This is a genomic window from Bradyrhizobium sp. WYCCWR 13022 (assembly GCF_030435535.1).
Lineage (GTDB): Bacteria > Pseudomonadota > Alphaproteobacteria > Rhizobiales > Xanthobacteraceae > Bradyrhizobium.
On sequence record NZ_JAUIZJ010000010.1, the window covers coordinates 363,623 to 380,557 of the forward strand.

A 16,935-nucleotide genomic window follows, 5' to 3' on the forward strand; every position below is an offset into this window, starting at 1 on the left:
GAGCCAGTGACAAATTCTGGAAATACGCCAAGATGGTTGGAGATTCGCACAAATTACAGGCAAGTGCCTGTTCGTAGTTCAGCGAGTGCCTACCTTGTGCGTTGCGTCGTGTTGGCACCCGGGTGTCCAATGATCGTCATGTGCTCACGCTGATTCGAGAAGCGGCCTGAGGAACGGTCCAGTAACTGCTTTCGTTTCAGCTTGTAGCGGAACTCACGCGGAGAGGGATCATGTACAACGATTCTCTATTCAACGCTTTCGCTCGGTCGTTCGAGGCGAGAAGCCAGCACGACATGTCGATGGCGGAATACCTGGAATCGTGTCGAAGCGATCCCATGAAATACGCGAACGCGGCCGAACGGTTACTAGCGGCGATCGGCGAGCCTCAAACGATTGACACGGCCAAGGACCCACGCCTTGGCCGTATTTTTTTGAACCGCACGATCCGAACCTATCCGGCCTTCGCCGGCTTCTACGGCATGGAAGAGACGATCGAGCGCATCGTCGGATTCTTCCGGCACGCAGCGCAAGGTTTGGAAGAGCGCAAGCAGATCCTCTACCTGCTCGGCCCCGTCGGCGGCGGCAAGTCATCGCTCGCCGAGCGGCTGAAGTCGCTGATGGAAGTGCATCCGATCTACGTGCTCAAGGCCGGCGACGAACTCTCGCCGGTGTTCGAGAGCCCGCTGAGCCTGTTCGACCCCGATCAACTCGGGCCGATGCTGGAAGAGAAGTACGGCATTCCGCGCCGCCGCCTCACCGGCCTCATGAGTCCGTGGTGCTACAAGCGGCTGGAAGCCTTCGGCGGCGACATCTCGCAATTCCGCGTCGCCAAGATTCAGCCGTCGCGGCTGCGCCAGATCGCGATCGCCAAGACCGAGCCGGGTGACGAGAACAACCAGGACATCTCCTCGCTGGTCGGCAAGGTCGATATCCGCAAGCTCGAGACCTATGCGCAGAACGACCCCGACGCCTACAGCTATTCCGGCGGCCTCAATCGCGCCAACCAAGGCGTGCTCGAATTCGTCGAAATGTTCAAGGCGCCGATCAAGATGCTGCATCCGTTGCTGACCGCAACGCAGGAAGGCAATTACATCGGCACCGAGAATATCGGCGCGATCCCGTTCACCGGCGTCATCCTCGCGCACTCCAACGAAGCGGAGTGGGCGAGCTTCAAGGCCAACAAGAACAACGAAGCCTTCATCGACCGCATCTGTGTGATCAAGGTGCCCTATGTCCTGCGGGTCACCGAGGAGCAGAAGATCTACGAGAAGTTGATCCAGGGCTCCGAGCTGGCATCGGCGCCGTGTGCGCCGTCGACGCTGGAGACGATGGCGCGGTTCTCGGTGATGTCGCGCCTGCGCAAGCACGAGAATTCCACCGTGTTCGGCAAGATGCGGGTCTACGACGGCGAGAGCCTGAAGGAATCCGATCCGAAGGCGCGCAGCGTCCAGGAATATCGCGATGCCGCCGGCGTCGACGAAGGCATGGACGGCGTCTCCACCCGCTTCGCCTTCAAGATCCTGGCAGCGACCTTCAACCACGACCCGCAGGAAGTCGCCGCCGACGCCGTGCATCTGATGTACGCGCTCGAGCAATCGATCAGACGTGAACAACTGCCGGAGGAAGTCGAGAAGCGCTATCTCGAATTCATCAAGGCCGAGCTTGCGCCGCGCTATGCCGAGTTCATCGGCAACGAGATCCAGAAAGCCTATCTGGAATCCTACTCCGATTACGGCCAGAACCTGTTCGACCGCTACGTCGACTACGCCGATGCCTGGATCGAGGATCAGGACTTCAAGGATCCCGACACCGGCCAGTTGCTCGATCGCGAACTGTTGAACCAGGAATTGACGAAAATCGAGAAGCCGGCGGGCATCGCCAACCCCAAGGATTTCCGCAACGAGGTCGTCAAATTCTCGTTACGCTCCCGGGCCCAGAACGGCGGCAAGAATCCGACCTGGACATCCTATGAGAAGATTCGCGATGTGATCGAAAAGCGGATATTCTCCCAAGTCGAGGACCTGCTTCCGGTCATCTCGTTCGGTTCGAAGAAGGACGGCGAGACGGAGAAGAAGCACGGCGAGTTCGTCGCACGCATGGTGGAGCGCGGCTACACCGAGCGTCAGGTTCGCCGACTGGTCGAATGGTACATGCGCGTGAAGCAAGCCGGTTGAGACGGATGAGAAAGTGGCCATTCACATTATTGACAGGCGCCTGAATCCAGGCGGCAAGAGTCTCGAGAACCGCCAGCGGTTCTTGCGTCGGGCCAAATCCCTGGTGCAGGGCGCCGTCAAGAAGACCTCGCAGGAACGCGACATCAAGGATGTCCTGGAGGGGGGTGAGGTCACGATCCCGCTGGACGGCATGCACGAGCCGCGGTTCCGCCGTGAGGGCGGGACCCGCGACATGGTTCTGCCCGGCAACAAGAAATTCATCGAGGGCGATTATCTCCAGCGCCAGGGCCAGGGCAGCGCCAAGGACTCGGGTCCGGGCGAGGGCGACAGCGAGGACGCCTTCCGCTTCGTGCTGAGTCGCGATGAATTCGTCGATCTCTTCCTTGACGATCTCGAATTGCCGGACCTCGCCAAGCGCAAGATCGCGCAGACCGAGAGCGAAGGCATCCAGCGCGCCGGCTACACCACGTCAGGTTCGCCCGCCAATATCTCGGTCAGCCGCACCGTGAAGCTGGCGCTCGCCCGCCGCATCGCGCTCAGGCGTCCCAGCAAGGACGAGATCGACGAGCTGGAAGCTGCGATCGCAGCCGCCACCGACGAGGACGAGCGTGCCGAACTCGTCGCCCAGCTCGAAAAGCTGAAGGCGAAGACCAAGCGCATCCCCTTCATCGATCCGCTCGACATCCGCTACCGCCGCTACGAGAAGGTGCCGCGGCCGGTCGCGCAGGCCGTGATGTTCTGCCTGATGGACGTCTCCGGCTCGATGTCCGAGCACATGAAGGATCTGGCGAAACGCTTCTACATGCTGCTCTACGTGTTCCTGAAGCGGCGCTACAAGCATGTCGAGATCGTCTTCATCCGCCACACCGACCGCGCCGAGGAGGTGGACGAGCAGACCTTCTTCTACGGCCCGGCCTCGGGCGGCACTCTGGTTTCCAGCGCGCTGCAGGCGATGCACGAGATCGTGCGCGAGCGCTTCAATCCGTCGGACTGGAATATCTACGCGGCGCAAGCTTCCGACGGTGACAACTCCTATTCCGACGGCGAGCTCACCGGCCTCTTGCTGACCGAGAAGATCCTGCCGGTCTGCCAGTTCTTCGCCTATCTCGAGGTCGGGGAGTCAGGTGGCAGCGCCTTCGACCTCTCCGATTCCTCGCTCTGGACTCTCTACGAGCGCCTTCGCAACGGCGGCGCACCGCTCTCGATGCGCAAGGTCTCTGAGCGCAGCGAGATCTTTCCGGTGTTCCACGATCTGTTCCAGCGCCGCGAAACTGCCCAGGAGAAAGCCGCTCCATGACGGAACGCTTGTTCGAAGGCGCCGATTGGGATTTCCACACCTTGCAGCGCATCACCGATGCCTGCGAGGAGGTGGCGATGAAGGATCTCGGGCTCGACGTCTACCCGAACCAGATCGAGGTCATCACCGCCGAGCAGATGCTGGATGCCTATTCGTCCGTCGGCATGCCGCTGTTCTACAAGCACTGGTCGTTCGGCAAGCATTTCGCGTATCACGAGGCGTCGTACCGCAAGGGCCTTATGGGCCTTGCCTATGAGATCGTCATCAACTCCTCGCCCTGCATCTCCTACCTGATGGAGGAGAACACGGCGACGATGCAGACGCTGGTGATCGCGCACGCCGCGTTCGGCCACAACCACTTCTTCAAGAACAACTACCTGTTCAAGCAATGGACCGATGCGGAAGGGATCCTGGATTATCTCGACTTCGCCAAGAACTACGTCATGCAGTGCGAGGAGCGCTATGGCCGCGCCGAGGTCGAGCGCACGCTGGACGCCGCGCATGCGCTGATGTCGCACGGCATCGACCGCTATCCCGGCAAGAAGCAGCTGGATCTGCGCGAGGAGGAGAAGCGGGCAGGGCGCCGCCGCCAGCACGAGGAGGAAGTCTTCAACGACCTCTGGCGTACCGTGCCCAAGGGCGCCTCGAAGGCCCGGACCGCGATCTCGCTCGAACGGCGCCGCAAGCTGCTCGGCCTGCCGCAGGAAAACCTGCTCTATTTCCTGGAGAAGAGCGCGCCGCGCCTCGCTCCCTGGCAGCGCGAGCTGCTGCGCATCGTCCGTCACATCGCGCAATACTTTTACCCGCAGAGCCAGACCAAGGTGATGAACGAGGGGACGGCGACCTACGTCCACTATCGCATCATGACCAGGCTGCATCAGCAGGGCCGCATCACCGACGGCAACTTCCTCGAATTCCTGGGCTCGCACACCAATGTGGTGTTCCAGCCCGAATTCGACGATCCGCGTTACTCCGGCTTCAATCCCTATGCGCTCGGCTTTGCCGTGATGCAGGACATCGAGCGCATCGTCACCAATCCGGAAGATGAAGATCGCGAGTGGTTCCCTGACATCGCCGGCAAGGGCGACGTGATGGGCGTGCTGCGCGACGTCTGGGCCAATTACCGCGACGAAAGCTTCATCGGCCAGTTCTTGAGTCCGAGGCTGATGCGGCATTTCCGCATGTTCCACCTCCACGACGATCCCGAGGAGCGCGCCGGCATCCGGGTCGACGCCATTCACGACGAGCGCGGCTTCCGCCGCGTCCGCCGCGAGCTGGCGCGGCAGCACGATGTCGGCTTCATCGACGCCAACATCGAGGTGGTCGACGTCGATCTTTCCGGCGACCGCCGGCTGATCCTGCATCACCGCGTCATCAAGGGCGCGCAGCTCAACGAGACCGACACCAAGCGCGTGCTCCAGCACCTCGCCGATCTCTGGACCTACGATGTCACGCTGATCGAGGTCGATGCCAACGACAAGGTGCTGCGCGAATACGTCGTCAGCCCACGCCCGATCCCGGCGGCGGTGGCGTGAGGCCGCTGATTGCGCGGCGGGATGCGCGTGAATGTGCCCTCGCCCCTTGTGGGAGAGGGCAACGACGCTGGTAGATGCAAATTCACTGGGGTGAGGGGTATCTCTCGGCATTTCCCTGCTGATAGAGACCCCTCATCCGGCGCTTCGCGCCACCTTCTCCCACAGGGGGAGAAGGGAAGACGTCCGTGGCTGTACTCCTATTCGGAACGCTTTGCCGGTTTCGTCTTCGACATATTCAGCTCCACCGCCGCGCGGATCAGCGCCTTCAACGCCTTCTCGTTGATCTTCGCGCCCTCGCCGATGTCGATCGCGCGCCGCACGTTGCCGTCGAGGCTGGAGTTGAACAGGCCGGCCGCATCGTCCAGCGCCGCGCCCCTGGCAAAGGTCAGTTTCACCACCGCCTTGTAGGTCTCGCCCGTGCAGATGATGCCGTCGTGCTCCCACACGGGAACGCCGCGCCATTTCCATTCCTCGACGACATCAGGATCGGCCTCCTTGATCAGCGCGCGGATACGCTTCAGCGTCTCGCCGCGCCAGTCGCCGAGCTCCTTGATCCGGCCGTCGATCCGCTTCGAGGGTGACGGGCCGTCCGCCTCCTTCACGCTGCTCTTCTTTGCGGTCACGGCTTTCTTCATGATCGTGCCTCGTTCACGCTGCTGCGACGACCAAGATAGGGCTGAGCAAACATGTATAGCCCGGTCGCAAGCAGTGGAATCAGCGGCACGAAGGCCATCAGGCCAATCCACGTCGCTTGAATCCGCATGGTCAGCGCAACGATGTTGGCGATGACGGCAAGTGTGAAGGCAATCGACAGCCAGCGATGGATCTGCCTGATCCACATGTTCGAACTCATCTGAAGTCTCCTCCGCGTAAAATCGGGATGGACGTCTGGGCCGGACTATTCGGTCCGCGCCAGCAGCTCGTCCAGCTTGGTGAAGAACTGCTTCCAGCCGGCATGCGCGCCGCCATAGGCCTGCTTCTGGCTGGGACGGAAGCCTGCCTGCTCGACGCGCAGATGCGTGCCTGATCCTTGCGGCGTCAGCGTGAACGTCACCACACTCTTGAGGTCGTAGGCCGCATCCTCATGCGTGAAATTCCAGGTGTAGGCGAGGGAACGCTGCGGCTCGATGGCGAGCACCTCGCAGTCGAGCACGCCGCCCCATTCGCCGCGCAGATTGAAGCGGTGACCGACATCAGGCTTGAAGTCGTTCTTCATCAGCCATTCCTCGATCAGGTGCGGCTGGGTCAGCGCCCGCCACAGCCTTTCAGGTGGATAGGCGAATTCGCGCTCGATGATGACGGAACGTGTTTCGGTCGCAGCTTCGGTCATTGGTCCATCCTCTTCAGGAGATCGTCGAGCGCATCGAGCCGGTTCTGCCAGAACCCGGCCATCTGGCCGGTCCAGTCGATCAGCGGATTGAGCGCACCGGGCTGCGCGCTGTAGTGGGTCTGGCGTCCCTCGTGGCGGTCGCGCACCAGGCCCGCCTGTTTCAGCGCGCCGAGATGCTTTGACACCGCCGGCTGGGAAACCCCTGACAGCGCCGTCAGTGCCCCGACCGTCTGCTCGCCCTCGCGGCACAGCCGCTCGAAGATCCCCCGCCGTGTCGGGTCGGCGAGCGTCCGGAACAGAAGATCGGGTGTGGTGGACATGCAAAATCCATAACTCAAAGGTTATGGATTAACTCATAACCGCAGGGTTATGGGTAAGTCAAGTGCCTCTCCACCGTCATTGCGGAGGACGAGATGACCCTTCGCGGCTCACGGCCGCAAATACAGATACCCCTGCGACTGAAGTTCGGCCAAACGAACCACGCCGCCTTTCTCCGCACTCACGAATCCCGGCAGCAGATCCTTCAGTGTGATGTTCTGCGCCTTCATCGTGTTGCCGCAGGCGGCGAGCTCGACGCCGTCCTTGGAGAAATCGCCGATCCGCTTGCTGATATCGGGATTGGCTTGCGCGGAGTGAAACGCCTTCAACGCCGGGCCGTGGATCACCAGCGCGAGCGTGACATGGTCGGGGCCGCCGACGCCGTCGATGTGGTTCTGGATGTTGCCGAGCACGAAATTGACCTTGTCGGCGTCAGCGAGGTGATAGACGACCTTCAGCTTGTCCGGTTTGTTATCTGACTTTTCAGTCGCAGCCGTTTCAGTTGCAGCCTTGGCGCGCGATGCGGCAAAGGCTGCGCCCAGCGCCGAGACGGTGCTCCACAAGATGTTCCGGCGGTTCATGGCGATCTCCCTCAATTTTGCTGAGAGACATATCACTTGTGGCGCAGCGCGGCGAGTTCCTTGCGGTCGGTCACGAGCGCGGCGCACTCGCTGTTGTCGACCCGGTCGAGCCGGAAAATCCCGTCGTCCTGGCCTGCGACCAGCGTTCGGTCTTCATCTTCAGTCGGATTGTCGTGCAGCCAGATCCTGATGCTTTCGAACCGCACGATGGCTGACTTGTCGTCCTTCGACAGAGCAATGCCGAGGCCGCCGCCCTCGCAATCGACGCCGCAGCCGAGGCGGACCTCGTTGCCGTCCTTGGTGAATACCGCGTGGTGGCAGGAGCCGCTGGAGTCGAAATCGCTGCTGCGGTTGCGATAGCGGAAGCCGAGCCGGAACGAGTTGCGCAGCTGATTGTCCACTTCGTAGGTCTCCGCCGAGACCAGCAGCTTCATCGAGGCGACCTTCTGCTTCGGATGCTGCGCCAGATGTGCGGCATCGTAGCGGCGGACGAAGCAAGCATAGGCCGTCTTGCCGGGCGGTCCCGCATAGATGCGCGCGTTGAAGGCCTCGGCCTCGCTCGCGGTGGCCTCGTGGATGTCGCCGGCCTCCTCGGCCCGGGCGACGCCGATGAAGGCCACAAAGGCCAGCGGAAGGATGAGGGCAAGCTTCATGATGACACCGGGGCTTCAGCCATGGACGGCCCGCATCGCGCGGCGAGGGCCAACTGGCCGTTAGTCGCAAGCCGCGCATGGCGCGTTCAACTGCGCTCCGGCAGCCTCGCGCAAGGTTCCAGGCTTCCCCCTTGCGCAGGAGAGGTCAAGGACCGATGCCGGTAATGCGTCACCGCAGGCTGGCGTTGATCTTGTCCAGCACCGCCGAGCCCGGGCACAGCGTGTCCGCTTCCAGCGTGTTGAGCGGCGTTTCGACCGTGTTGAGATGGCTGTGCAGATCTTCCGCGTCCGGGTCGACATAGAGCAGCCCGGTGACGATCTGGCCCTTGGCCGCGTGCTTTGCGAGGAAGGTCTGGGCGCCCAGCCGGTCATGCGGATCGTAATCGGCGTCGATCTTGCGCAGCGCGATCTTGCTGCCGTCATGCTGCTCGACCACCTGCACCGTGCCTGGCGCATAGTCCACCGCGATGGGATCGCGGCCGACCAGCACGTCGAGCCGGTTCACGGCATCGTTGTGCTCGCGGACGTAATCAAAACTCTTGGTCGAGCCGGCGTGGTTGTTGAAGGCGATGCAGGGGCTGATGACGTCGATGAAGGACGCGCCCCTGTGCCGGATCGCGGCCGCGATCAGCGGCACCAGCTGGGTCTTGTCGCCGGAGAACGAGCGCGCAACAAAGGTCGCCCCCAGCTGCAATGCGATCGCGACCAGGTCGATGGCGTTGTCGGTGTTGGTCACGCCCTTCTTGCTCTTCGAGCCGCGGTCGGCGGTGGCCGAGAACTGGCCCTTGGTCAAACCATAGACGCCGTTGTTCTCGACGATATAGGTCATGTTGACGCCGCGCCGGATCGAATGCGCGAACTGGCCGAAGCCGATCGAGGCGGAATCGCCGTCGCCGGAGACGCCGAGATAGATCAGGTCGCGGTTGGCGAGGTTGGCGCCTGTGAGCACGCTGGGCATGCGGCCGTGCACGGAGTTGAAACCGTGCGAATTGCCGAGGAAATAATCCGGCGTCTTCGACGAGCAGCCGATGCCGGAGATTTTTGCCACCCGGTGCGGCTCGATCGAGAGTTCGTAGCAGGCCTCGATGATCGAGGCCGTGATCGAGTCGTGGCCGCAGCCGGCGCACAGCGTCGAGATCTTTCCCTCGTAGTCGCGGTGCGTGTAGCCGAGGTCGTTCTTCTTCAGACCCGGATGATGGAACTTCGGCTTGGCAATATAGGTCATGACACGGCCTTGCGGAGCGGGGTCACCTTGAGGTGATCCTGGTGGTCGCCAATGGCTTTTGCGATGAAGCGCGCGGTGATCGGGGTGCCGTCATAGTGCACGATCGGCACGAGGCGGACGGGATCGATGCCGTTCTCGTTGACGATGAGTTGACGGAGCTGGCTGTCGCGGTTCTGCTCGATGACGTAGACGAAGTCGTGCTCGGCGAGGAAGCTCGCCACGCTGGAGTGGAACGGGAAGGCGCGGATGCGCAGTCGGTCGAGCTGATGCCCGCGCGCCTCGAGCAAGCCGATCGCCTCGTCCATCGCCGGGGAGGTCGAGCCGAAATAGATCACGCCATATTTTGTCGGCCGTTCGGCATTGGCCTGCAGCGGCCGCGGCACCAGGTCCTGCGCGGTCTCGAACTTGCGCACGAGCCGCTGCATGTTGTCGGCATAGACCGAGCCTTCCTCGGAATAGCGCGCATAGCGATCACGCGAGGTGCCGCGGGTGAAGTAGGAGCCCTTGGTTGGATGTGTGCCGGGATAGGTACGATAGGGGATGCCGTCGCCGTCGACGTCGAGATAGCGGCCGAAGTCGCGACCTTCTTCCAGCATCTCCGCGGTCATCACCTTGCCGCGGTCATACTGCTTGGCATCGTCCCACTTCAGCGGCCGGCAGAGCCGATGGTTCATGCCGATGTCGAGGTCGAGCATCAGGAAGATCGTGGTTTGCAGCCGCTCGGCGAGATCGAAGGCGGCCGCCGCGAACTCGAACGCCTCGGCCGGATCTTCCGGGAACAGCAGCACATGCTTGGTGTCGCCGTGCGAAGCATAGGCGCAGGCGATGATGTCGCATTGCTGGGTGCGGGTCGGCATGCCCGTGGAGGGGCCGGCGCGCTGGATGTTCATGATCACGGCCGGGATCTCGGCAAAGTATGAGAGGCCGATGAATTCGGTCATCAGCGAGATGCCGGGGCCAGAAGTGGCGGTGAAGGCGCGCGCGCCGTTCCAGGAGGCACCGATGACGATGCCGATCGATGCCAGCTCGTCCTCGCCCTGAACGATCGCATATTTCGCCTTGCCCGTTTCGGGATCGTGCCGGTACTTCTTGCAGTGGGCGGTGAAGGCTTCCGCCACCGACGAGGACGGTGTGATCGGATACCAGGCGCAGACGGTTGCGCCGCCGTAGACGGCGCCGAGGGCGGCTGCGCTGTTGCCCTCTATGAAGATGCGATCGCCGACCTTGTCGGATTTCTTCACCCGCAGCCCGATCGGGCATTTCAGGTTCTGCAGAGCCCAGTCGCGGCCGAGATGCAGCGCGTGGACGTTGGAGGAGAGCAGCTTCTCCTTGCCCTTGTATTGCTCGCCGATCAGTTGCTCGATCAGTTTCGGGTCCATCTCGAGCAGCGCACTGAGCGCGCCGAGATAGATGATGTTCTTGAACAGCTGGCGCTGGCGCGGATCGGTGTAGGTCGAGTTGGTGATGGCGGTGAGGGGAACGCCGATCACGGAGATGTCGTCGCGGAATTTGGTTGACGGCATCGGCTTGGTGGAATCGTAGAACAGATAGCCGCCCGGCTCGATGCCGGCGACGTCCTTGTCCCAGGTCTGCGGATTCATCGCCACCATCATGTCGACGCCGCCGCGGGCGCCGAGATGGCCGTCTTCGGTCACGCGCACCTCGTACCAGGTCGGCAGACCCTGGATGTTGGAGGGGAAGATGTTGCGCGGGGACACCGGTACGCCATGGCGCAGGATCGCCCGCGCGAACATCTCGTTGGCGCTGGCCGAGCCCGAGCCGTTGACGTTGGCGAAGCGGACGACGAAGTCGTTTACGCTGCTGATCGGCTTTTTGTCGGACATGTCGAACCTGCGTGAGTCATCTCGATGAAATATTTCTGCATGTCCCAGGCCCCGGTGGGACACCGCTCGGCGCATAGCCCGCAATGCAGGCAGACGTCCTCGTCCTTGACCATGACGCGCCCGGTCTTGAGATCGGAGGAGACGTAGAGATCCTGGTCGGGGTGCGGCGAGGGCGCCTTCAGCCGATGGCGCAGATCGCCTTCCTCGCCATTGTCGGTGAAGGTGATGCAATCCATCGGGCAGATGTCGGCGCACGCGTCGCACTCGATGCAGAGCGAGGTCGAGAACACCGTCTGCACGTCGCAGTTCAGGCAGCGGTGCGCTTCGCCGAGCGCGAGCTTGACGTCGTAGCCGAGCTCGACCTCGGTCTTGATGTCCTTCAGCGCGATCACCTTGTCGCGATGCGGCACCTTGAAGCGCTTGTCGATCGAGATGTCGTTGTCATAGCTCCATTCGTGGATGCCCATCTTCTGCGAGGAGACGTTGACCTCCGGCAGCGGCCGTTCGGTGATGTCCTCGCCCGACAGCATCTTGTGGATCGACAGCGCCGCATCATGACCCTGCGCCACCGCCCAGATGATGTTCTTCGGACCGAACGCCGCGTCGCCGCCGAAGAACACCTTCGGGTTGGTCGAGACGAAGGTCTTCGGGTCGACCTTGGGCATGTGCCACTTGTCGAACTCGATGCCGCAATCCTGCTCGATCCAGGGGAAGGCGTTCTCCTGGCCGACCGCGACCAGCACGTCGTCGCAGGGAATGGTCTGATCGGGGTCGCCGGAAGGCACGAGGTTGCGGCGGCCTTTGGCGTCATATTCGGCCTTGACGTGCTGGAAGGTGACGCCGATGAGCTTGCCGGCGACATGCTTGAACGCCACGGGCACCATGTAGTTGAGGATCGGAATGTCCTCGTGGATCGCGTCCTCCTTCTCCCAGGGCGAGGCCTTCATCTCCTCGAAGCCGGAACGCACGATCACAGTGACTTTCTCGCCGCCGAGGCGGCGCGCGGTGCGGCAGCAGTCCATCGCCGTGTTGCCGCCGCCGAGCACGATCACGCGCTTGCCGATCTTGTCGGTGTGGCCGAACGACACGGACGAGAGCCAATCGATGCCGATATGGATGTTGGCGGCGGCTTCCTTCCGACCGGGAATGTCGAGCTCGCGGCCGCGCGGCGCGCCGGAGCCGACGAAGATCGCGTCGTATTTCTCCGCGAGCAGCGCCTTCATGCTCTCGATGCGGTGACCGCCTTTGAACTCGACGCCGAGACCCAGGATGTAGCCGGTCTCTTCGTCGATGACGGAATTGGGCAGGCGGAATTTCGGGATCTGTGTCCGCATCATGCCGCCGGCTTCGGGATCGCCGTCGAACACGGTGCAGTGATAGCCGAGCGGTGCGAGATCGCGCGCCACCGTCAGCGAGGCGGGACCGCCGCCGACGAACGCGACGCGCTTGCCGTTCTTCGCGGTCGGATGCGGCAGGCGCTGCTTGATGTCGTCCTTGAAGTCGGCGGCGACGCGCTTGAGGCGGCAGATCGCCACCGGTGTCTCCTCGACGCGTCCGCGGCGGCACGCCGGCTCGCACGGACGATCGCAGGTGCGTCCCAGGATTCCGGGAAACACGTTCGATTTCCAATTGATCATATAGGCGTCGCTGTAGCGGCCTTGCGCGATCAGTCGGATGTATTCGGGAACCGGGGTGTGCGCCGGACAGGCCCACTGACAATCGACCACTTTGTGAAAGTAGTCGGGGGCCGCGATATCGGTCGGTTTCATTCCTACCCTCGTCCGCGCAGGCTCAAAGACCCGGCGGCCTCTTCTTGAGCTTGTCGGACGCTTAATGTGCGTCGATCTGGTTTCTGAATGACGTCATCGGGTTAGCTTATTGGAACGGTTCCGAAGTACAACGCCAAATTTGCGCGCTTCCCCGCTTTCATGGGAGCTGCGCGCGTACAGCATTAACGGCCTCAAGCAAGATGCGTGCGGTGCAATATGTTGCAATGCGGATAGACGCTCAGCGGCTCGCAATGTCGCCCTTTGCGAGATCCCACATCAGGTTGTAGGTGCCGACGGAAACGGGCAGCGGGAACGGCGCGGCGGCCGGGCCGGTGAAGCGTTCGGCAATGACGGCCGAGACCGCGCCGACATGCGTGCCATCGATCAGCACGAACCAGTCGCGTGCACCTTCGTTGCGCACGGCTGGAATATCCGCCGTGGCGCCCGACAATTCCGCCTCGCTTTCGAGCAGATGCATCGAGATGATGCTTGCGCGGTCTTGTGGCGCCAATTTTTCTTGCAGTGCATCACGCCATGCGCCGGCATTGTCCGGCGTGGGGCGCAGCCGCACCAGGCCGAGCGCGGCGCCGCGGCCGGTGCCCTTGCTGATGGTGATGCGTGCGACCACGCGCAGCATGTCCTTGAAATGCGCCATGGTTCGCCGCGACCATTCGGTCTGGTTGGCGAGCCGGGCGCGGTAGGCGGGACTGTCGAGCACCTCCAGCGTCGCGGTCGAGTACAGCGAGAGATATTTGGGATTGGCGGCGTGCGCGACATAGCGGCGCGCCTCCAGAAAGCCATCGATCGCGACGCGCTCTTCCAGATGCTCGCGATCGTACCAGCGGTTGAAATCGGCTTCGTCCGCTGCGTCGATGTTCATCGACGTCAGCAGCATGCCTGTCCCGGCGAGCGGCATCGTTCTTGTTGCCCTTGCTTTCGCGCGTCAGCGCGCGGCCTTCGACGCGAGATCGGCGATCGACTTCATGACCGCGTCCCGCACGCCGGCATCATAGAGCGAATGTCCGGCCTCTTCCACGATCCTGACCTCGGAACCCGGCCAAGCTTTTGCGAGCCGCGCGGATGTCTCAGGAGGGCACAACAGATCGTAGCGGCCCTGCACGATGATGCCGGGAATGCCTTTGAGCCTGTCAGCGTTTCGCAACAGCTGGTCTTCGCTCATGAAGGAGTTGTTGATGAAATAATGCGCCTCCATGAACGGCGTCGCCGGCAGCGTGCGCCAGACGTTGAGCGAGGCGAGGTCGATCCGCGTCTTGGCCGCCTTGTGCTCCGACAGCGCGCGCTCGGTATCGTGCCATGCGCGCGAGGCCGGGCCGTGCACGGCGGGATCGGCATCGAGGATGCGGCGATAATAGGCTTGTACCGGTTGGGCGCGCTCTTCCGGCGGCAGCACGCTCAGAAAATCCTCGTAGAGCGCGGGATGGAATTCTGCCAGGCGCGAGGTGAAAGCGGTCTCGACTTCGCCTTGCGTGCCCAGAAACGTCGCACGCAGCGCAATGCCGGAAACGCGCTCGGGATGGGCCTCTGCATACGCCAGCGCCAGCGTCGCGCCCCAGGAGCCGCCGACCACCATCCAGCGTTCGAATCCGAATTTTTCGCGGATCTTCTCCATGTCCGCGATCAGATGCGCCGTGGTGTTGTGCTCGCGCGAGCCCTTCGGCCGGCTGCGGCCGCAGCCGCGCTGGTCGAACAGCACCGCATGCATGCGCTCGGGATCGAACAGCCGGCGGTGATCGGGCTGGCAGCCGGAGCCGGGGCCGCCATGCAGATAGACCGCGGGGATGCCGCCGGCGCAGCCGACGCTTTCGACATAAAGCTCGAAGCCGTCGCCGACGTCGAGCATGTCTGAGGTAAGCGGCGCAAAGGGATCGGCGCGTCTGGCCGCTGTGCCAGCGTCGGCGTCAGGCATCATTCCCGGATTCCAGGGTGCCGCCGGCGAAGTTGCGGTAGAGGAAGCGGTTGGTCTCGCCCTCGGCCTCGCGCTCGGCCTGCTTGAAGATGGTCTCGTGCAGCGGCGACAGCGCGCAGGCAGGGTCGGTGTTGGCGGCATCGCCGGTCAGCGCGAAGGCCTGGCAGCGGCAGCCGCCGAAATCGATCTCGCGGAATTCGCAACTCTTGCAGGGCTCCTTCATCCAGCCGGTGCCGCGATAGCGATTGAAGGCCTCCGAGTTCTGCCAGATCCAGGCGATCGAATGGTTGGAGCGCACCGATTCGAACTCGAGCCCGGTGATGCTCTCGGCGGCGTGGCACGGCAGCACCTTGCCGGCGGGCGAGATGTTGAAGAACTGCCGGCCCCAGCCGCCCATGCATTTCTTCGGTCGCAGCGCGTAATAGTCGGGCACCACGTAGTCGATCGCGAGCGTGCCCTTCAGCCGCTCGCGCGCCTCCTCGACGATGCGGGTGCATTCGTCGAGCTGCGCCACGGTCGGCATCAGCGCGGCGCGGTTCTTCAGTGCCCAGCCGTAATACTGCACATTGGCGACCTCGAGCCGGTCGGCGTCGAGATCGATGGACATCTGGATGATCTCGGGGAGCTGGTGCAAATTCTGCCGGTGCATCACTGCGTTGACGGTCAGCGGCAAATCCAGCTCGCGCGTCCACTTCGCGACTTCGAGCTTCTTGCGGTGGCCGCCCTTGTAGCCGGCGACACGATCGGCGAGGCCTTCCTCGATGCCCTGGAACGAGATCTGCACGTGGCACAGTCCGGCGTCCGCAAGCTCGCTGAGCCGCTCGCGCGTCAGCAGCACGGCAGAGGTGATCAGGTTGGTGTAGAGGCCGACGTCGCTGGCATGCTTCACCAGCTCGACCAGGTCTTTCCGCGCCGTCGGCTCGCCGCCGGAGAAGTGCACCTGCAGCACGCCGATCTCGGCGAGCTCGCTCAGCACCTTCTTCCATTCGTCCGTGGTCAGCTCCTTGCCCGAGCGGTCCAGCTCGACCGGGTTGGAGCAATAGGGACATTGCAGCGGGCAGCGATGGGTGATCTCGAGCAGCACGGCGAGCGGGATGCCGAAGGTCTCCGCCGTCGAGCGTTGCTTTTCCAGCACCGCGAGGCTGTCGCCGGCATCAGGCGGGACGATTGGGAGCACATCGCTCATGGCGTCTTCTCCCTGGCCTCCGTGAGAAAGCCCTTGTCGGCGAGATCCTGCAGCATGGCGATGACATCGGTCAGGATCGCCTCGCGCGGAGCCGCGTATTTCGCCGCCAGTTGATCGGACACGTCGCCGACATTGCGCTTGCCGTCGCAGAGCTGCAAGACCTCGACGGCGATCTCGTCGGGCGCCAGCACGCGTTCCGGCGCCAGGATCACCCAGACCTTTCGCGTCTCGTCGTATTTCAGCTTGGCATGCCGCGGCAGCACGGGGCGGCTTGCCTCGCTGACGCTGATGTTCCGCGGCCCGGCCATCGTTGCGATCCCTCAACTCGCCTTGGGCACGAACGCGCCCGGCGGAATGTTGCCCTCGACATAGGCGTGCTGGAGCGCATCGAGCTGCACCCACAGCACGTTGGTCTTGAAGATCAGCGCGTTGCACACAAGCGCGCGCTGCTCCGGCGTCGTCGCATGGGTCCTGACATAGTCGAGCGCGAAGTTGGCATCGCGCGGCGCCTGCGTCAGGCGGCGCTTGAAATAGCTCATGATATCAGGATTGACGAAATCGTAATGCTGTAACATGCCGGCGATGCGCTCTTCGTGAATGCTCGGCGCGAACAGCTCCGTGAGCGAGGAGGCGATCGCCTCCAGCGGGCTCTTCTCGCGGCAGTAATGGACGTAAGCCTCCACCGCAAAGCGCGTTGCAGGGAGAATTCCCTCGGTCGATTCCACATAGGCCGTGTCGAGCCCGAGGCCTTCGGTCAGCTTCAGCCAGCGCTCGATGCCGCCTTCGGAGCCGACATCGCCGTCATGGTCCTCGATGCGGTGGCGCCATTCCAGGCGCGTGGCGCGGTCGCGGAAGCGCGAGATCACCACGGCGTCCTTGATCGGGATCGTGCTCTGGTAATAGTAGCGGTTCAGCGCCCAGGCCTGTACCTGGCCCTTGTTCAGCTTGCCGCCGTGCAGCAGCTTATGGAACGGATGCAGGCTGTGATAGCGCGTCGCGCCGATATGGCGCAGCGTCGCCTCGAGCTCTTCGGCCGAATTCAGCCTGATGTCCTTGCCGATCGAGAGCGCAGTCATTCCAGTCATGTTTAGTCCAG

At 63.0% G+C, this 16,935-nt stretch carries 17 protein-coding genes; 3 read left to right on the forward strand and 14 right to left on the reverse strand.

What is annotated here, in order from left to right; translation table 11 throughout:
• The first annotated feature begins 230 nt into the window (after nt 1-230).
• Genes QY049_RS17375 through QY049_RS17385 form a run of 3 tightly spaced genes read left to right on the forward strand, consistent with a single transcriptional unit; the run spans nt 231 to nt 5,006 of the window.
• Complete coding sequence (locus tag QY049_RS17375) at nt 231-2,174, forward strand: PrkA family serine protein kinase (protein WP_194479859.1); 1,944 nt, start codon at nt 231-233, stop codon at nt 2,172-2,174.
• 13 nt (nt 2,175-2,187) lie between these two features.
• Nucleotides 2,188-3,471: a YeaH/YhbH family protein gene (locus tag QY049_RS17380; protein WP_246755707.1), complete on the forward strand. Its 1,284-nt coding sequence runs from the start codon at nt 2,188-2,190 to the stop codon at nt 3,469-3,471.
• A complete protein-coding gene (locus QY049_RS17385; protein ID WP_301269704.1) occupies nt 3,468-5,006 on the forward strand; it encodes a SpoVR family protein in 1,539 nt (512 codons plus the stop codon). The genes QY049_RS17380 and QY049_RS17385 overlap by 4 nt, the downstream gene beginning before the upstream one ends.
• A gap of 197 nt (nt 5,007-5,203) precedes the next feature.
• Here QY049_RS17385 and QY049_RS17390 read toward each other — a convergent pair whose 3' ends face one another.
• The 14 genes from QY049_RS17390 to pqqC form a co-directional block, all read right to left on the reverse strand.
• On the reverse strand, nt 5,204-5,641 hold the full coding sequence (locus QY049_RS17390) for a DUF1801 domain-containing protein (RefSeq protein ID WP_301269705.1): 438 nt from the start codon (nt 5,639-5,641) through the stop codon (nt 5,204-5,206).
• Nucleotides 5,638-5,859: a hypothetical protein gene (locus tag QY049_RS17395; protein WP_301269706.1), complete on the reverse strand. Its 222-nt coding sequence runs from the start codon at nt 5,857-5,859 to the stop codon at nt 5,638-5,640. The genes QY049_RS17390 and QY049_RS17395 overlap by 4 nt, the downstream gene beginning before the upstream one ends.
• Nucleotides 5,860-5,904: 45 nt before the next feature.
• Complete coding sequence (locus QY049_RS17400) at nt 5,905-6,336, reverse strand: SRPBCC domain-containing protein (RefSeq protein WP_194479863.1); 432 nt, start codon at nt 6,334-6,336, stop codon at nt 5,905-5,907.
• The gene (locus QY049_RS17405; RefSeq protein ID WP_194479864.1) at nt 6,333-6,656 is read right to left on the reverse strand and encodes a helix-turn-helix transcriptional regulator; all 324 of its coding nucleotides are present in this window, start codon (nt 6,654-6,656) and stop codon (nt 6,333-6,335) included. The genes QY049_RS17400 and QY049_RS17405 overlap by 4 nt, the downstream gene beginning before the upstream one ends.
• A 108-nt stretch (nt 6,657-6,764) precedes the next feature.
• On the reverse strand, nt 6,765-7,235 hold the full coding sequence (locus tag QY049_RS17410) for a DsrE family protein (RefSeq protein ID WP_301269707.1): 471 nt from the start codon (nt 7,233-7,235) through the stop codon (nt 6,765-6,767).
• 32 nt (nt 7,236-7,267) lie between these two features.
• Nucleotides 7,268-7,888 (reverse strand): hypothetical protein, encoded by a 621-nt coding sequence (locus tag QY049_RS17415; RefSeq protein WP_258765665.1) that lies wholly within the window; start codon nt 7,886-7,888, stop codon nt 7,268-7,270.
• A 169-nt stretch (nt 7,889-8,057) separates the two neighbouring features.
• Nucleotides 8,058-9,113 carry a 2-oxoacid:ferredoxin oxidoreductase subunit beta gene (locus QY049_RS17420; RefSeq protein WP_194479867.1) on the reverse strand — a complete coding sequence of 352 codons (1,056 nt, stop codon included), beginning with the start codon at nt 9,111-9,113 and terminating at the stop codon, nt 8,058-8,060.
• Nucleotides 9,110-10,957, reverse strand: a complete 1,848-nt coding sequence (locus QY049_RS17425; RefSeq protein WP_301269708.1) for a 2-oxoacid:acceptor oxidoreductase subunit alpha — start codon at nt 10,955-10,957, stop codon at nt 9,110-9,112. The genes QY049_RS17420 and QY049_RS17425 overlap by 4 nt, the downstream gene beginning before the upstream one ends.
• The gene (locus tag QY049_RS17430) at nt 10,927-12,726 is read right to left on the reverse strand and encodes an FAD-dependent oxidoreductase (RefSeq protein ID WP_194479869.1); all 1,800 of its coding nucleotides are present in this window, start codon (nt 12,724-12,726) and stop codon (nt 10,927-10,929) included. Before QY049_RS17430 ends, QY049_RS17425 begins: the two co-directional genes overlap by 31 nt.
• Before the next feature lie 238 nt (nt 12,727-12,964).
• Nucleotides 12,965-13,642 carry a DUF4286 family protein gene (locus QY049_RS17435; protein WP_301269709.1) on the reverse strand — a complete coding sequence of 226 codons (678 nt, stop codon included), beginning with the start codon at nt 13,640-13,642 and terminating at the stop codon, nt 12,965-12,967.
• A gap of 27 nt (nt 13,643-13,669) precedes the next feature.
• The gene (gene pip / locus QY049_RS17440; RefSeq protein WP_301269710.1) at nt 13,670-14,656 is read right to left on the reverse strand and encodes a prolyl aminopeptidase; all 987 of its coding nucleotides are present in this window, start codon (nt 14,654-14,656) and stop codon (nt 13,670-13,672) included.
• Complete coding sequence (gene pqqE / locus QY049_RS17445) at nt 14,646-15,839, reverse strand: pyrroloquinoline quinone biosynthesis protein PqqE (RefSeq protein ID WP_301269711.1); 1,194 nt, start codon at nt 15,837-15,839, stop codon at nt 14,646-14,648. The genes pip and pqqE overlap by 11 nt, the downstream gene beginning before the upstream one ends.
• Nucleotides 15,836-16,147, reverse strand: coding sequence for a pyrroloquinoline quinone biosynthesis peptide chaperone PqqD (pqqD, locus tag QY049_RS17450; RefSeq protein WP_194479873.1), 312 nt, complete (start codon nt 16,145-16,147; stop codon nt 15,836-15,838). Before pqqD ends, pqqE begins: the two co-directional genes overlap by 4 nt.
• Before the next feature lie 12 nt (nt 16,148-16,159).
• Nucleotides 16,160-16,915, reverse strand: coding sequence for a pyrroloquinoline-quinone synthase PqqC (gene pqqC, locus QY049_RS17455; RefSeq protein ID WP_194482611.1), 756 nt, complete (start codon nt 16,913-16,915; stop codon nt 16,160-16,162).
• Nucleotides 16,916-16,935 lie beyond the last annotated feature (20 nt).

What these genes read in the sequence shown, in the direction of transcription:
- QY049_RS17420 (WP_194479867.1), bottom strand. Translation starts at nt 9,113, where the DNA reads ATGACCTATATTGCCAAGCCGAAGTTCCATCATCCGGGTCTGAAGAAG.
- QY049_RS17415 (WP_258765665.1), bottom strand. Translation starts at nt 7,888, where the DNA reads ATGAAGCTTGCCCTCATCCTTCCGCTGGCCTTTGTGGCCTTCATCGGC.
- QY049_RS17390 (WP_301269705.1), bottom strand. Translation starts at nt 5,641, where the DNA reads ATGAAGAAAGCCGTGACCGCAAAGAAGAGCAGCGTGAAGGAGGCGGAC.
- QY049_RS17430 (WP_194479869.1), bottom strand. Translation starts at nt 12,726, where the DNA reads ATGAAACCGACCGATATCGCGGCCCCCGACTACTTTCACAAAGTGGTC.
- QY049_RS17435 (WP_301269709.1), bottom strand. Translation starts at nt 13,642, where the DNA reads ATGCCGCTCGCCGGGACAGGCATGCTGCTGACGTCGATGAACATCGAC.
- QY049_RS17400 (WP_194479863.1), bottom strand. Translation starts at nt 6,336, where the DNA reads ATGACCGAAGCTGCGACCGAAACACGTTCCGTCATCATCGAGCGCGAA.
- QY049_RS17385 (WP_301269704.1), top strand. Translation starts at nt 3,468, where the DNA reads ATGACGGAACGCTTGTTCGAAGGCGCCGATTGGGATTTCCACACCTTG.
- pqqE (WP_301269711.1), bottom strand. Translation starts at nt 15,839, where the DNA reads ATGAGCGATGTGCTCCCAATCGTCCCGCCTGATGCCGGCGACAGCCTC.
- pqqC (WP_194482611.1), bottom strand. Translation starts at nt 16,915, where the DNA reads ATGACTGCGCTCTCGATCGGCAAGGACATCAGGCTGAATTCGGCCGAA.
- pqqD (WP_194479873.1), bottom strand. Translation starts at nt 16,147, where the DNA reads ATGGCCGGGCCGCGGAACATCAGCGTCAGCGAGGCAAGCCGCCCCGTG.
- QY049_RS17375 (WP_194479859.1), top strand. Translation starts at nt 231, where the DNA reads ATGTACAACGATTCTCTATTCAACGCTTTCGCTCGGTCGTTCGAGGCG.
- QY049_RS17405 (WP_194479864.1), bottom strand. Translation starts at nt 6,656, where the DNA reads ATGTCCACCACACCCGATCTTCTGTTCCGGACGCTCGCCGACCCGACA.
- QY049_RS17395 (WP_301269706.1), bottom strand. Translation starts at nt 5,859, where the DNA reads ATGAGTTCGAACATGTGGATCAGGCAGATCCATCGCTGGCTGTCGATT.
- QY049_RS17425 (WP_301269708.1), bottom strand. Translation starts at nt 10,957, where the DNA reads ATGTCCGACAAAAAGCCGATCAGCAGCGTAAACGACTTCGTCGTCCGC.
- QY049_RS17410 (WP_301269707.1), bottom strand. Translation starts at nt 7,235, where the DNA reads ATGAACCGCCGGAACATCTTGTGGAGCACCGTCTCGGCGCTGGGCGCA.
- pip (WP_301269710.1), bottom strand. Translation starts at nt 14,656, where the DNA reads ATGATGCCTGACGCCGACGCTGGCACAGCGGCCAGACGCGCCGATCCC.